Here is a 14,669-nt window from a genome sequence, read left to right as displayed (position 1 = left end):
GTTCCCCCCGTCCTGCGGTTATTGTATTTGCCGCTGCAGCCCCTGCAGCTCCCTCCATGAGATAAGCCCAATCCCTTCCTGACTCAGCGTCTCTTTGACCTCGGGGTCCCGGAACAACTCGAAATCCCACTGCCTTTTCTCCCATTCCCCGTGGATGGCCCGCAATTCTTCGTTTGCAAAGGCCGGATGGAGGATGATTTCGGAGACGCCCGGCCGCAGTCCGCGTAGTGCCCCAATCATCGACTTTTTGTAGGTCTCGTAAGTCTCCCCGGGCTGTTTGCCGAACGGCAGGCCGATCAGCTGGTCCAGAATGACGACGCCCATCCGGTCGGCCATCGCGGCAGCCTGCTCCGCCAACTCGGCCGCCTCCGCCGGCACGCGCCCGATCCCCGGCAGTGAACGCGGCAGCCGAAACGGCAGCCTGTATTCGCGGCATATTTCAAAAACGATATCCAGAAAATGCCTCCCCCCGGCGAGGCCGTACAAGCTTCCCATATGATTGTCAAGATGCGTAGGCTCCACCCCCAGAGAGCGGGCCATCTCGATCTGACTGACGATTTCCCGGCGGATGTGCTCCGGGTCGGCCTGGCGTTCAAAAGCGGCACAATCCGCCGGAAAATACCCTTCCTCCGTGACGAGACTGCCCACCTCTCCAGTACGGGTTACCGGTCCCCATTTATACCCCTGCCACTCGCTGGTGAAAGTCAAATGCACCCCGATCGAGAAGGGGGACTCCGAGTGCTGCGCACACCACAGCGCCGCGTCCTTCGCCCAGCCGCACGGAACCATCAGCGTAGCGGACGTGACCGCTCCTTCCTCCAACAGCTGCTTGATCGCCGAATTCTCCGCCTGACACATTCCGAAATCGTCGGCATTGACGATCAGCAGCTTCGTTCCGGTCGCATAGCCCAATTTTTGCTCAAGTGTCATGTCTCGTCCCTCCGCTTTCCGCCATAACCGGCGTTATAATAAAACGCTTACATAATTAGTCGGGAAAAGAAAGCCGATAAGTGCATAACTTATCATATGTGCGATCCTTTCCCCTATTTCCTGACTAGCGCAGCCACCGGTCAAAAAAATTCCGGTACCCTTCTTTCATGACCGTAGCGGAAAAACGGGAAAACGCGTAATCCCGGTTGTCCATCGACGTTTTCATAGGGGAGGCCGCCGCCATATTCACCAGTTCAAACCAGTTCTTCTCATTCCCCGCAAAGGCGTGCCGGGAACTGATGTGATCATAGCAGGGATGCTCGGGCTTCACGACGATTTTTCCCATCGCCAGCGCCTCGGTAAGCGGCATCGCAAACGTGTCGAACTTCGAGCAGCTCCAGTACACTTTGGCCGAATTCATCAGCTCAAACACCTCGTCCTGGGACAGCGCAAAGCGCAGCCGGACGTTGGCGGGGATGTCGTATTTTTTCATACTTTCCTTATAACGCAGCCCACCGAACACCATGAATACTTCCTTGTCGGGATTTTGCCGCGCGTATTCCAGCACCAGATCCGGGCGCCGGTTCTCCTCGTCCCTGCCGATCCAGAGAATCCGATTCTCCACCACCGCGTCGGGCCGGTAGTGCTTGACCGCCAGTTCCTCGCTGAATCCGATCGGAATGACATCGACCTCGCCTACCCCGAAAACCGTACCCAACTGCCGCTTCAAAAACTCCGTCTGCACGACGGCCTTGTCCACAATGCTGTAGAACGGCTTCATCATTTCGTACCCGGTCAGCGCCGGGTCGGGGAAGCTGTGGGGAAACAGAACGCTTTTGGGCAGAAACAGATTAAGGAACGTAAAACCCGACACCGTATAGATCACATGCTCGATCCTCTCGGCGTAAATTTGATCCAGCACGATATCGTAGTTGACGAGGTCGCCCTTTTCATGTTCGTAGCCCGGTATCCAGTCATGGCCGCTGACATGCCGCTCGGGTGAAATAAAGACGATCTCGACGCCGAGCTCCTTGGCGATTTCCCGAAGCCGCTCCGCGAAGACGCGCGGGCCTTGGGCTTCGGAAAACTGGATTTTCCGCATGACCAAACCGACCTTTTTCATATAACGATCTTCCCTTTCTCGTTTAAATATCCTCGCCGACAACCCGCATCCGGACGGACTGACCCTTCATCCCGACAAGAGAAAGCCGATCCAGGCATCCGGATAAATTCGCCAAAGTCTCTTCCCGCTGCGCGAGCAGGCGGTCCCTCGGCCACACGCTATCGCCCCGCTCCAGATCCCCGTTGACCAACAACAGCATCCATAGGGAGAACAACGCGGCATACCGGCAGTAACCCCGGATGAACTCTTCCAGGTCCCATTTTCGGCCGTGGTAAACGGACTGCTTGACGTAGTAACCGAGAAGCTTCTCGCGCTCGGATTTTCGAATCCGTTTCGGGAACATCGGGTGCGACATGTCGATGAGATGGTACAAGTCCCAATACGGCGTATTTAAGTGGGCATGCTCCCAGTCCAAAATATACAGCCGCTCGTCCGCCCCCTTGGCGTAGTTGCCCAAATGCAAGTCCCCGTGCGATAAGACCCGAAGCTGCAAAGGAGCGGCGCCTTCCGTCAAGCCGCCGATGATTTCGTCCAGGGCGGCGGGCTTCAGACTTAAACCGGCCTCCTCCAAGAGGAGGCTTAGCTCTTGCCTTCTCGCACCTAAGTCCGCCGCAATCCGTTCGATCGGGGGTTTCGGCCCCTGGCTGCCGAGCTCCCGCCACTGCGTCTCGGGAAAAGCGTGCCACCAGGCCATCCGCTTTATGACTTCCATCGCGTGCGCCAGCCGGAACTCATGCCGCAGCGGGCCGAGGTCCTCAAAAATCGACCATCCGGCTTCCCCCGCCCCCTCCTCCGAGGAGGCCAGCAGCCGGGGAAAAATCGGCGGGAACGCATGCAGCACATAGCGGTAAACGAAGGCTTCCCGCTCCGGATGCTCCCCGTTCGTCAAAGGCTTGAAAATATATCCCGGTCCCGTCTCCTCCGGATAAAACCGCTCCACAAATCTTCCGTTCATCCCTTGATAAAGCGGCTCTTTCCGCCAGATTTTGCCCTCATCCAGCGTTCCGTCCGTCAGGACATAATCGCTCCATTTCAACATGGATTTACCTCGAATTTAAATTAGTTTGTATAAGCGTACAAAACGATCCCAGGGATTGTCAAATGAATGTAAAAATCGGGCGTCTAGACATTTCGGACTGAATCATAACCATCCGTTCAACGGGTGGAGGGGGTGCGTTTTATTAATAGTCCCCCTTCAGACAACCTTGATAATATAAATTCCTGCATATGTGCATGTTTTTTCTTGTTCGGGGCCCAAAATTTCAAAATTCCTGCAAATCTGCAGGAATTTTTGACGAGATCGGCTCGTTTCTCTAAAATCGCTGGAAATGCCTGCAGATTTGCATCTTTTTTCGCAATCCCCGCGGGACCGGCCAGAAAAACCTGCAGATTTGCATCTTTTTGGAGTTGGAAGTTTGGAAGCACTCTAGGTATCTTTGTATGTGACATTTCACTTCGATTTCGATTAGTCATTACGCTACCTTTCCCTTTCGCTATACATAGCAGCTTGAACACTCCTATGATAACAAACCCATCAGGTGGTTTATTGCTTTGCAAGCCCACCTGGCTAAAGCCACTAACAAAAAAGCGGCCCCGCAACCGGGACCGCTAATTTACCACGCTATTCGATTCAAGGTGCCGGGGTTACTTGAGTCGCCCCCAAGTTCCCTGACAAAACGGGAGTTCCCTTCGCCCCATCGGCAGGAACGGAAAGCACATAAATATCATAAGCGTTTCTCGTCGTATCCAGGGCGGCGCCATAGATATCCTGGTTTAAAACAGCCTGCGAGTTGCCCTTCTCCACCCGAGCTCCGCTCGATGTCATCGCCGTGCTCGCATTGAGCGATGCGCCGGACGGAACGGCAAAGACCACATAATAAGCGATGTTCGCCGTATTCCCCGGCTCGGTGAAGCTGACGGCAACGTCGCTCGCCGCTCTCACCACGGACAGGGCATTGGCTACCTGCGGAACCGGAACTGGGGCCGGCGCGTTCAATTTAATCTGGTTGGAAGCGGACGACAAAGCGTTGGCCTCCCGGGTTTTGGCAACCGACAGGACGAACACCTGGTAAGTGGTGGACGCGTTGATCGGTGTACCGTAAACATCATTCGCTCCCTGTACCGGATAGCCCGTTACGTTTCGGCCGTTCGGGGTTAGCGAAGTATAATTGCCCGGTACCGTCACATTGTTGGCCGCCCGTAGGTCGAAGCTGCCGGCTTGGGCCGATGGAACGACCAAAATCCGGTATTCGGCGATATTTTTTTCATTATCCGCCTTGTTGAAGCTGACCTTGATGTCGCTGGCCGTTCCGGTGCTGTTCGCCGTTTCGGCCACGGCGGACAGGCCGCTCACCGCTTGAGCGTTCGAGCTGTCGGACAACGTGAGCTCCCCGTAGACGGTGGACAGCGCGTTGTTGTTGCCTCTGCCGTCGCTCACCGAGAGAACGTAGACACGGTAAGGAACGCCGTTGCGGATGGCGTCACCGTCCACATCGGTGGTCCAGGCCGGCAGATTCACATCCAGAATTCTGCCCGCTTTGTTCACCTGCGTATAACGGCTGCTCGGCACATTGTTGGCGTAAGCCAGGTCGAAACGCCAAGCGTTCGCCGCCTTGACCACAAATACCCGGTAATGACTGATATTCGACTCATCGTTCGGACGGAAGAAATTGATGCGAAGATCCCGTGCGTCGTTATAATCGCTGGCATCGTTCAAGCCGATACTGGATACGGCACCGACACTGTAGTTGCTTCCAAGCGTGATCGCCGAAGATTCGCGGGACAGCGAGTTGGTGCCGGAGTAATTGCCTCGGCCTACCGACAGCACGTACACGCGGTAGCTCACCCCGTTCTGAATGCGGTCGCCGTCGACGTCTCTCGCTCCGGAGGCCAGGACCGAATTGAAGTTCGAGCCCGTGTAAGCCACCGTATAATTACTGCTGGAAACCGCATTGGCCTTGTCAAGCGTAAAGCTTCCGGCCTTGGACGACTTCACGACCATGATGCGGTATTGGCTGATATTCGACTCGTCGGAGGCACGGGTATAGGAAACCAACAGGTCCCGTCCGTCGTTGTTGTCATTGACGTCGCTAACGGACAGATTGGACACCGTGCCCACGCTGTAGTTGTTCAGCAACGTCACGGTGTTCGATGACGACGACAAGGCGTTGCTGCCTGCGTTGGTGCCGCTGCCGACCGCCATCACAAAGACGCGGTAATCCACGCCGTTGCGGATCAAATCCCCGTCGACATCCCGCGCGGAAGACGACAAGCTAGGGTTCTGGTTGTAGCCCGTCTTGCTTACCGAGGTGTAGTTCGAGCTGGAAACCGCATTGGCACGTGCAAGGTCAAAGTTCCAGGAGCTGTTGCTCTTGACGACGAAGATCCGGTATCCCGAGATTCTCGACTCATCCGAAACTTTAGTGAAGCTTACCCGCAAATCGCGGCCATCCCCGTGATCGTTCACATCCTCAACTTTCGTAATAACGGGAGCCGCCACGGTCCCCGTTCCCAATACGAACGACGACGAACCGGAGGACAGCTTGCTCGAAACCGAGGACGTGTTGCTGACCGACATGACGAACGCGGTATAGGAGACCCCGTTGCGGATCAAGTCGCCGGAGCTGTCCCGCGTCGAGGAAGACAGCGTGCCGCTCAGCGTTCTGTTGCTGTTCGAAGGCTTATATACCGTCGTATAAGACTGGCTGGACAGGCCGTTTGCCGTCGACAGGCTGAAATTGCCCGCGTCCTTGGTTTTTACGATATAAATCCGATAATTCGAAATATTGCCGTCATTTTGCGGCCGGGTGAAGCTTACGCTTAAATCGCGGCCGTCCCCGTAATCGCTAATATCCGTCGCGCTTACATTGGTAACCGCATCGACGGATTCGCCGGTGCCCAACGTGATTCTGCCGGATTCGCCCGAAAGCGCGCTGCCGGCGTTCCCTTTGCCTACCGCCAGGACGAAGCCCACGTAGGACTGATCATTTTGAATCGGCGCCCCGTCCACATCACGCGCCCCGGAGGAAAGCGTCACGGCAGGGTCGGTACCGTTCGGCCGCAGCGTCATATAATTGCTGGACGAAACGTTCAGGGCCTCGTTCAGCGTAAATCTCGACGCGTTGGACGCCTTCACGATCAAAACGCGGTAATGATCCACCAGAGATTCGGTGGAAGAACGCGAGAAGCTGACTTCCAGATCGCGGCCGTCTCCCGCGTTGCCTACATCTCGTAAGGTTACGTAGGATACCGGGCTAAGCGAGGTCGGATTCGGCGTTACAACTCCCCCTCTTGTCACGATGGAGACGACTCTGGAGCCGGAATTCCAGTCGACCTGCTCGCCGAGCGCCTCGCTCACAAAGCGGACCGGAACCATCGTTCTGCCTTTAATGGCCTGGGCCGGAACGTCGAGCAATACCGTCTGATCATTGATTGTCGCCGTTCTGGATTTCATTTTTAACACTACGGTGGTGCCGTTCTTGCTGGCCGTCACGGTCTGAGTCCGCGAGTTCCAGTCGACCGAAGCGTCCAGCGCTTCAAATATCGCCCGAAGCGGCAGCAAAACGCGGCTGCCTACCGCTACCGGCGCCTGGTCGGTGGCCAAGCGGGAACCGTTGATTGTAATAGAAATGGCCTTCGCCGCCTCTGCCGTATTCAACGGCAGCGTCGGAGCGAGCAATGCGGCCGCCAAGAGCGTTGCCCAAATTTTTTTCACTGTTTCATCCTCCCGTCAATAGAACAACTTTCATGTTACTGAACTATATGACGCATCAACCCCGGGAAAAGTTTCTAACTTTTTTACATTGCAAAAAATTCCCCTGTTAGCTATCAACCGAATTCGGGTAATAGTGAAACGGAATCGCCGTTCAAACGTAGTAAACTTGGATAAAACTTAGCTACATAAACTTTTAAGCGGGAAAGGGATTTAACTCATGAATATAAAACACTTTGTCATTGTGGGCACCATCGCCTGCGTCATCACCGTCGTTCCCGGCACCTCCAGCCATCTTTCCAAATATCAAGGCCATGCCGCGCACGCCAAACTGACCGATTGCGGCAAGGCCGGCCCAACGGAGGAAGATGCGCTGCTGGCGACACTTGGCCTGCCGACGGAGCATGCGCTTTATGACGCCCTACTGGAGGGTCGGTCGCTGACGGAGCTGGCAGCCAACCGCGAAGCCGATCCCGAAGCCGTCATTCGGCTTCAGACCGAGCAATTGCAGAGGCAGCTGACCGAGCGGTTTGTTCGGGGACAGCTGAGCAAAACCGCCTACCTGGCGCAAATGAAGGAGGTCCCGGATCTCATTCGGACCAGCGCGGAGCAGTCTTATCGGATATTGGGATAATAAAAAGGAGCGCTCCTCTTCCATTAACGGAAGAGGGAGCGCTCTTTTTTGTGCAGATTCAATGTGACTTGCGGTTTAATGCCGTTTCGGCAGCAATTTGACGTATTCATCCGACAGTTTCATCAGTTGGGTCACATAGTCGAAATCGCGGCGATAAGGAGTAATATCGCTTACCGGCTCCAACGTTTTTAGCGATACGGCGGTCCCATCCTCAAACCCTTGGCCCGGCACGAACATGACCTCATTGTTGAAAAAGGAACCGGTCGGCAGGTAGTAGCGCATTCCGACCACGTTTTGGTCGATATTGAGCAAATCCTGCCCGAGTGCGGTGAACTTCTCGTCCTTCAGAGACACGCCGAGAAGATTGGCTATCGTCGGCAACATATCCACCTGCCCGCCGGTGACGTCGGAAACGAAGCCCGCCGGCTGTCCGGGAACGTGGACGATAAACGGAATATTAAACCGGCTAATCCGATCCTCGTAAGGAATTCCTAGCTTCTCCCGGATTTCCGCGGCCCCCGTTTCGCTCGGCTGTATCCCGAAATGATCGCCGTAGATCGCCAGCATCGTATGGTCCCACATCCCGGCTTCCTGCAGTTGCCCGATCAGTTCGCCGATCGCATAATCCGTATAGTTCAGGGCCGTTAAGTAGTTGCCCAGATTCGTGCCCTTCAGGGAATCCGGCAGTTGAATCTTTACCTTATCTTCCGGAACGATGAACGGCGAATGGCTTGATGTCGTCACAAACTGCGCGTAGAAAGGCTTGCCCTCATGCTCGAGCTCGGTCAGCTTGTCCATTCCCACCCGGTACATCTCCTCGTCGGAAGCTCCGAAATCATTGAAATGGTCATTCTCATAGAACGGCTTGTCGTAATACTTGTCAAAATGCAAAGCCGGATACAGCCGATTGCGGTCCCAAAATGTTACATCATTAATATGGAACGTGTTGGCGACGTACCCGTGACGCTGCAGCAACCGGGGCAGACTCGGCAGTTCCCGGTTCCCGAATCCCTTGGACATCGCGACGGCCGCGGTGGGATAGATCGAAGTATTGGACATGAACTCCGCGTCCGAAGTGTTGCCGACCCCGATTTGCTGGAACACTTTCGGGAAATAAAAACCTTCCTTAATCAGCCCGTTCAGCACAGGAGTGACCTCCTGGCCGTTCACTTTCAGACCGATTGCAAAATTTTGAAAAGACTCCATTTGGATGACGATCAAATTCATCCCCCGGGCCGCCCCGAAATATGCGGGTTGACCGGCCTTGCCGGCATCCGTCCGGTAAGGATACCCGGCCTGGAGACTTTGGATTTTGCCGATGGTCTCCTGGATATCGCCTTCGGCGATCATACGCTCCTCTTCATGGTTACGGAGAGCGGCGTCCGCCTGGAAGTTCACGAACCCCACCGTTTCGGCCCGGACGAGCTCGTTGTCGATCTTCTGCCCGGCGCGGACGGACAGCGCCGATCCGCCGATCCCCACGATCAGGATGCCGAGCATCGCGGCCCCCCACGGCCATCCGCTCCGAACCGGACCGGCGGGACCGCTGCGGAAGCTGAGCGTACGGCTTCCGGCATATTTGCGGATGCGCCGGAACACCGCCGCGATCAAGAGCAGCGCAAAGTCGGCAAAGAACAGAAAATGCTCGGGGCGAAGCAGCGCGTTAACGCTGGCCCGCACCTGCGGCACCTGGTGCAGCTCGCTGAGCACCGCATAGGTCGGAACCGTGCCGAAGTGGGCGAAATACAAGGTCGCGGCAAAAAGCGTGAAGGAGTAAACAAAGTTAAAGCACCAGTAGACCGGGCTCTTCTTTTGCAGCGGGAAGAACAGCAGATCAAAAAGCCCCAGCAGCATTAGCGCCGACAGCGCCTCCGCGGGAAGGCCGTTCCAACGGAAACCTTCATAGAAGAAAAAACGCATCAGAACGATTTTGAGCAGCAGTATGACAAAGATCAGTATAAATTGGCCCGGATTCGATGACAGGCGACTTCTCATGATTCCATTCATCTCTTCTCTATAACTTAGTAAATCTAATCTGAAATCTGAAAATACTAGCCGGATTCGGGACATGGCCCGCAGGAGCCGCGAATGATCAGTTCCGTAGGCACGATCCGTTCCGGCGGCGGCGCATCGGGCATGCGGATCATCCGATCCAGATACTCGATCGCCTCGCGGCCGATCGTATACAGATCCTGCCGCACCGTTGTCAAGGGAGGCTGCGTGTACCGCGAAATTTCGATATCGTCAAAGCCGATGACCGAAAGGTCGCCAGGGATGGACAGCCCGGCCTCCGCCGCGGCGTCCATCACGCCGGCCGCGCTCATATCCGAGCTGCAGATGATCGCGGTCGGCGGCGACTCCCGGCGGAGAAAGTCCCGCGTGGCGATATACCCGCTTTCTCTGGTAAAATCGCCGTCATAAATATCCTCCGGCCGGTAAGACAGTCCGGCCTCTTCCATTCCCCGGCGATATCCCTCCATGCGCAGCCGACCGATAAACGAATCGAGCTGGCCGGCCACAAAGGCGATCCGGTGGTGGCCAAGCCCCGCCAGATAGCGGACCGCCCCCTGGATGCTCCCGACATTGTCGGAGGTGATGTATCCCGCCCGGGGGCCGCGCATGTCCAGATCGATAAATACCGTCGGAATCTCCGACTCCAGCATTTCCGCAAAATTCAGATCATGGCGCTGAAATCCGAACACCAGCGCGCCGTCCACATTCCGGCTGCGGCAGTGGCGGAGCGGGCTATACTCCGGATGCCAATCAATCTGCGCCAGATAGATCAAGTCGTATCCCGATTCCTTCAGGGATTCCTCCAATCCGGCCAGCAACTGCACAAAAAAGGGATTGGACAATCCGGTCGTCAAAAACAAGCCCAACGTCCGCGAACTCCCCATAACAAGCCCCCGCGCCGTGGAGTTCGGAACGAATTTTTCCTTGCGTATGACCTCAAGCACCCGTTCGCGGGTTTCCGTGCTGACATGAGGATAATTATTCATCACCTTGGAAACGGTTGAAACCGAAACCCCGGCGGCTTTTGCGATATCACGAATATTTCGTACCATAGCTCACCTTGTTTTTCAGACGATTTTTGTCTATTCAAGAATGATACTCTGTTTCCCCGAGGGTTGCAATCTTGCGCAAGGGCAATTTTCCCTTCCGGGATGCCTAACTTCCTGCATTTTTTGGGTAAATATAGTAGAATAAAATGAATGACGGAAACGAGAGAGCGAGGATGGATATGGAACGGAATTTGAACGACAATCAACGGGATCGGGAGATCGAGGAACTCAAAAGACGCCTGAATTTGGCCGAACAGCAGTTGGCCCAAAGGCCGAAAGCGCAATTGCCTCAAGCGGTCAAGTTCGGAATCGCCTTTGTCGTGGGCCTCTTCCTGCTATTGACGTTAGTGGGCGTCATTCAGTTTATATCGGCTTGGTAAGTATGCGCGGAAGAAGCTTACCGCAGAAGGTTCCAGCCCGCAGCCGTGTGAAATGTTCTCCGGATCGCTGCCCGCCCCAGATTTCTTAATTAAACTTACTAAGGTAGAAATCCGTTCACAAAGGTGAACTTTAACTTATGCTTCCGATGCAGCTTTCTCGCAGAAATAACCGGAATAGTGCAGCCAAAGTAGATTGAAACCAGAGGAATGAAGTTTCATATTCGTGGAGAGCATCCGGTATCTGGGCATAAAAGCGCCCGGTTTACGGATGTTTTTTTGTGCCTCGGGGGTGGGGGATTGCCTGGAACGAGAAGGGGTGGGAGGCTATATGGCCGGACAAGGCTATATGGCCGGGGATTAACGGGATTTTTTCCCGTTAATCCGGCTGAAATCGCCCATGGGAGAGAATTAACGGGATTTTCTCCCGCTAATTCGGTGCAAAATGGGCCGGGCGGGCTTTCCGAGGCGGAATTAGCTGGACATTTTCCTGCTATTTGTTCACCGCCGGCTTGAAGGGCTGAAATTAACGGGAAGTTTTCCCGTTAACTCCCCCTCCTCCCCGCCCACTTCATGTAACTCGTACACCACTTTCAGCCGCTAATACTCAAACCTATCATGTTACTCCAACTAACTAGTCTGTCTCATCCGTGCCAATGCATCTTGTTGGTGGGATCTAGGTGGGCCGAGACGCTGCAAACCCGGATGCTGAGGCTGGGACGCTGTGGCCGGGACTTAACGGGATTTCTTCCCGTTAATCCGGCTCAAATCGCCCATGGGGAGAGAATTAACGGGATTTTCTCCCGCTAATTCGGTGCAAATGGGCCGGGCGGGCTTCCTAGCCGGGGCCCGTACCCATAGCGGCCTTTTGGGCCGCTATTTCGGCTCGATTCGGCTCCACGGGGATAATAGCGACCAAAAACGGCCCTATTTTTTTGTTGCGGGCTTCGAAATAAGGGTTTGGCCTATCTTTTCCCAGAATAAGGCCCTAAAAGGCCGCTACTGGGCGTGCGTAAACCGGCAGCACGCGGAAAGGCCGCCCCGCCGCGGCGTATCTTACACCGACGGCGAGGCGGCCAGTCTCCCAGGCGAACAGCCGCCAGAAAGCTTATTGCGCGGTATAATCCCGCATCGTGCTTACGCTCAGCGACCCGGGCGAGCCCGCCACAAAAGCTTCGCCCCCCAATCCGCCGCGCCGGCGGAACTCCACAGTCACGGGCTGGCCGGGAATCAGGTCAAAGAAATTGTCCGTGAACATCCCTTCCTCCTCGGCATGAAGCCAAACCTGTCTGGCCAGAGCGTCCGTGCTCAGCTTAAACGCGCTGCCGCCGCTGCCCGGCATTTCTTCCACGATCACCTTTGCCGAAGGCAACTCGATGTCCCGGAAGGAGGCAAAATAATGAGGCCGGCGGGCCAGCACGACGCGTTCTCCGTCGTTCTCCTGCTCCACCGTCGCCAGCAGCACGACGCTACGCGGATCATGCCCGTTCAGCAGTTCCGCCGCCGGAGCCGTGTAGACCACCTGCGCGGCATCCGCCGGGAGCGTGACTTCGCGCGTATGTTCTCCGAGTGAACGTCCGCCGAAGTCGAACAGTTCCAGGCGAAGCCGGGCATGGAGCGGCTCCCTCCGGTCGGATACCAGATGGACCGTTACGACGCCCTTGCCCGCATCCGCTCCCGTATCCGCTTTCGCCTTGGCCTCGCCCAATCCCCTGCCATCGCCGGCTTCGCTTCCCCCGTCGATCGACAGCATGATCTCGCCGAAGCTGCGGCGCACGACATACTGCAGCGCCTTCCAGCGGCCGTAGTAGTCCATACCCGCCCAAGAGGCCACGGGCCAGCAGTCGTTCATCTGCCAATACAGCGTGCCCATGCAGTACGGCTTGTTTCTGCGGTGCGCCTCGATGGCGGTTTGGATCGCTTCGGCCTGAAGCACCTGGCTCATGTATAGAAACGCCTTGAAATCCCGCGGAACGGGGAGATACTGTTCCATATATTCCTTGATCAGCTGGTTGCCCCGGCCGTTCTTTTGGTGGGCGAGCATCACTTCGGATTCCAGCTCCAACTGCTCTTCCGTCGCGTACTTCAGCACCGTGGACAGCTCGGGAAAAGACTGGAAGCCGTATTCGCTCATAAAGCGTCCGACGCGTTCGTTATAATTGGAGAACGGCTCCACGGCGTGCCATACGCCCCAATAATGAATATCGCCTTCCCCGGTGACCTTCGTCGCGTGCTGACGCTCATCTCCGGTCAGCTCGCGCAGCGGCGAGGACGGCCAGTAAGCGATGCCTCCGCTCCAGCGTTCCACGGCTTCCGGGAGAATCCGGTGGAAAATCGCTTCGTAATCCGCCCAGATCTTCGACCGCTGCTCCGCGGTGTAGTCCTTTTTCCATCCCCAGCCGCCTTCCTCTTCAAAATGAGCCCAGGCCGAGTCGATTTCGTTATTCCCGCACCAAAGTGCGATACACGGATGATTTCGCAGCCGTTTGACATTGTATTCCGCCTCAGCGGCAACGCTGTTCAGGAAGGCGTCGTCTCCGGGATACATGCTGCAGGCGAACATAAAGTCCTGCCAGACGAGCAGGCCGTATTCGTCGCACAGTTCGTAGAAGACTTCCTCCTCGTAAATGCCGCCTCCCCAAACGCGCAGCATGTTCATGTTCGACTCGGCCGCCGAGGCGATCTCGTGACGGTAGCGCTCCGCCGTGACTTCCGGCGAAAAGCTGTCGTTCGGGATATGGTTGGTCCCCTTGATAAAGACAGGCACGCCGTTCAGTTCAAACAGGAACGAAGTCCCCGCGTCGTCCCGCTGGCGGACCAGCCGGATGTCCCGCAGCCCCGTGATTACCCGCCGGCTCGACACCGTTTCCCCGCCTTCGCGGAGACTGGCGGTAAACGCGTACCGGTTCGGTTCGCCCAGTCCCCGGCACCACCACAGCCTCGGTTCCGCCAACTCGGCCGCCAATTCCAGCGTCTGGCGTCCCGGCGTCAGGGCGACCTCTTTGGCCCAAGTCCGCCCGTCCGCGGCAACTTCCAGCGTCCCCTGCCAGGCAGCGTCGCTTTCGATCTCCACCACGGCCGTCAGCTTCGCTTCCTCGGCCGTGACCTTATCCTGCCGGATGAACAAATCCGTCAACCGCGGACCGGACCATCCGTTCAGCCGCACCTCCCGCCAAATCCCGCTGGTTACGAAACGCGGACCCCAGTCCCATCCGTAATGATAAGGAGCTTTGCGGGCAAAAACGCTGACTTTCCGGTCCCCCAAGCCCCCCAGCTCCGATTGATCGTTCGTCGCGGGCAGCGGATAACCGAGCTTCTCCAGCTTGGGCAAATCCTCCGCGATCGGGGAACGGAAGCGGACTCGAAGGGTATTTTCCCCGGGCACGATAAATTCCCCGATGTCCACGCTCCAAGCCCGGAACATATTGTCCGTGGACAATACATGTTGTTCGTTTACATAAACATCGGCATACGTATCCAAACCGTCAAACACGAGCTCGATGTGACGGCAGCGTTTCCAATCTTCCGCCAGGTTAAATACGGTCTGATATTCCCAGTCTTTCTTATCGATCCACTGCAGATCATGCTCATTCGTGCCGTAGAACGGGTCGGAGATTTTTCCGTTCCGCAGCAGGTCGCTGTGTACCGTCCCCGGAACTCTCGCTTCGCTCCATTCCGATTCGTCGCAAGCTTTAAAGCGCCATTCGCCCAATACCAAATGTTGGTTGTACATAAGACCTCCATCTTCGCTGTGTTATAATCCCATTATCCTTATTTCATATCAAATATCAATGTTTTTGTTAGCATTTTGTTAGATACATCTTGCAAACAA

At 56.0% G+C, this 14,669-nt stretch carries 11 protein-coding genes; 3 read left to right on the top strand and 8 right to left on the bottom strand.

The annotated features are described in order from the left end of the window. Nucleotides 1-18: 18 nt before the first annotated feature. Nucleotides 19-930 (bottom strand): polysaccharide deacetylase family protein, encoded by a 912-nt coding sequence (locus LBW89_RS17820; RefSeq protein ID WP_225039749.1) that lies wholly within the window; start codon nt 928-930, stop codon nt 19-21. Between LBW89_RS17820 and LBW89_RS27940 the strand changes: the two genes are divergently transcribed. Next, entirely contained in the window at nt 912-989 is a 78-nt protein-coding gene (locus LBW89_RS27940) for a hypothetical protein (RefSeq protein ID WP_148455908.1), read from the top strand. The two genes, LBW89_RS17820 and LBW89_RS27940, sit on opposite strands and share 19 nt — an antisense overlap. A gap of 65 nt (nt 990-1,054) precedes the next feature. Here the strand turns inward: LBW89_RS27940 and LBW89_RS17815 are convergent, their stop codons facing one another. The 4 genes from LBW89_RS17815 to LBW89_RS17800 all read right to left on the bottom strand — a co-directional run bounded on the left by LBW89_RS17815 (nt 1,055) and on the right by LBW89_RS17800 (nt 6,767). Beyond that, on the bottom strand, nt 1,055-2,053 hold the full coding sequence (locus tag LBW89_RS17815) for a glycosyltransferase (RefSeq protein ID WP_225039747.1): 999 nt from the start codon (nt 2,051-2,053) through the stop codon (nt 1,055-1,057). Between the two features lie 22 nt (nt 2,054-2,075). Further along, complete coding sequence (locus LBW89_RS17810; RefSeq protein WP_225039745.1) at nt 2,076-3,092, bottom strand: ecdysteroid 22-kinase family protein; 1,017 nt, start codon at nt 3,090-3,092, stop codon at nt 2,076-2,078. 116 nt (nt 3,093-3,208) lie between these two features. Beyond that, the gene (locus LBW89_RS17805) at nt 3,209-3,610 is read right to left on the bottom strand and encodes a hypothetical protein (protein ID WP_225039743.1); all 402 of its coding nucleotides are present in this window, start codon (nt 3,608-3,610) and stop codon (nt 3,209-3,211) included. Between the two features lie 73 nt (nt 3,611-3,683). After that, complete coding sequence (locus LBW89_RS17800; protein ID WP_225039741.1) at nt 3,684-6,767, bottom strand: stalk domain-containing protein; 3,084 nt, start codon at nt 6,765-6,767, stop codon at nt 3,684-3,686. A 217-nt stretch (nt 6,768-6,984) separates the two neighbouring features. On the opposite strand from LBW89_RS17800, the gene LBW89_RS17795 reads away from it, so the two are divergent. Continuing rightward, nucleotides 6,985-7,398, top strand: coding sequence for a hypothetical protein (locus LBW89_RS17795; protein ID WP_213509374.1), 414 nt, complete (start codon nt 6,985-6,987; stop codon nt 7,396-7,398). A 75-nt stretch (nt 7,399-7,473) separates the two neighbouring features. Here LBW89_RS17795 and LBW89_RS17790 read toward each other — a convergent pair whose 3' ends face one another. Both LBW89_RS17790 and LBW89_RS17785 read right to left on the bottom strand, forming a co-directional pair. Then, a complete protein-coding gene (locus LBW89_RS17790) occupies nt 7,474-9,393 on the bottom strand; it encodes an LTA synthase family protein (protein ID WP_225039739.1) in 1,920 nt (639 codons plus the stop codon). Between the two features lie 56 nt (nt 9,394-9,449). Then, nucleotides 9,450-10,463: a LacI family DNA-binding transcriptional regulator gene (locus tag LBW89_RS17785; RefSeq protein ID WP_148455245.1), complete on the bottom strand. Its 1,014-nt coding sequence runs from the start codon at nt 10,461-10,463 to the stop codon at nt 9,450-9,452. Nucleotides 10,464-10,633: 170 nt separating this feature from the next. Between LBW89_RS17785 and LBW89_RS17780 the strand changes: the two genes are divergently transcribed. After that, nucleotides 10,634-10,840, top strand: coding sequence for a hypothetical protein (locus tag LBW89_RS17780; RefSeq protein WP_148455243.1), 207 nt, complete (start codon nt 10,634-10,636; stop codon nt 10,838-10,840). A gap of 1,105 nt (nt 10,841-11,945) precedes the next feature. On the opposite strand, the gene LBW89_RS17775 is transcribed toward LBW89_RS17780, so the two are convergent. Beyond that, nucleotides 11,946-14,570 (bottom strand): beta-mannosidase, encoded by a 2,625-nt coding sequence (locus LBW89_RS17775; RefSeq protein ID WP_225039738.1) that lies wholly within the window; start codon nt 14,568-14,570, stop codon nt 11,946-11,948. Between the last annotated feature and the right edge of the window lie 99 nt (nt 14,571-14,669).

This window comes from Paenibacillus sp. alder61, from assembly GCF_020179875.1.
Lineage (GTDB): Bacteria > Bacillota > Bacilli > Paenibacillales > Paenibacillaceae > Fontibacillus > Fontibacillus faecis.
This window is presented reverse-complemented; position numbering and strand designations above follow the sequence as displayed.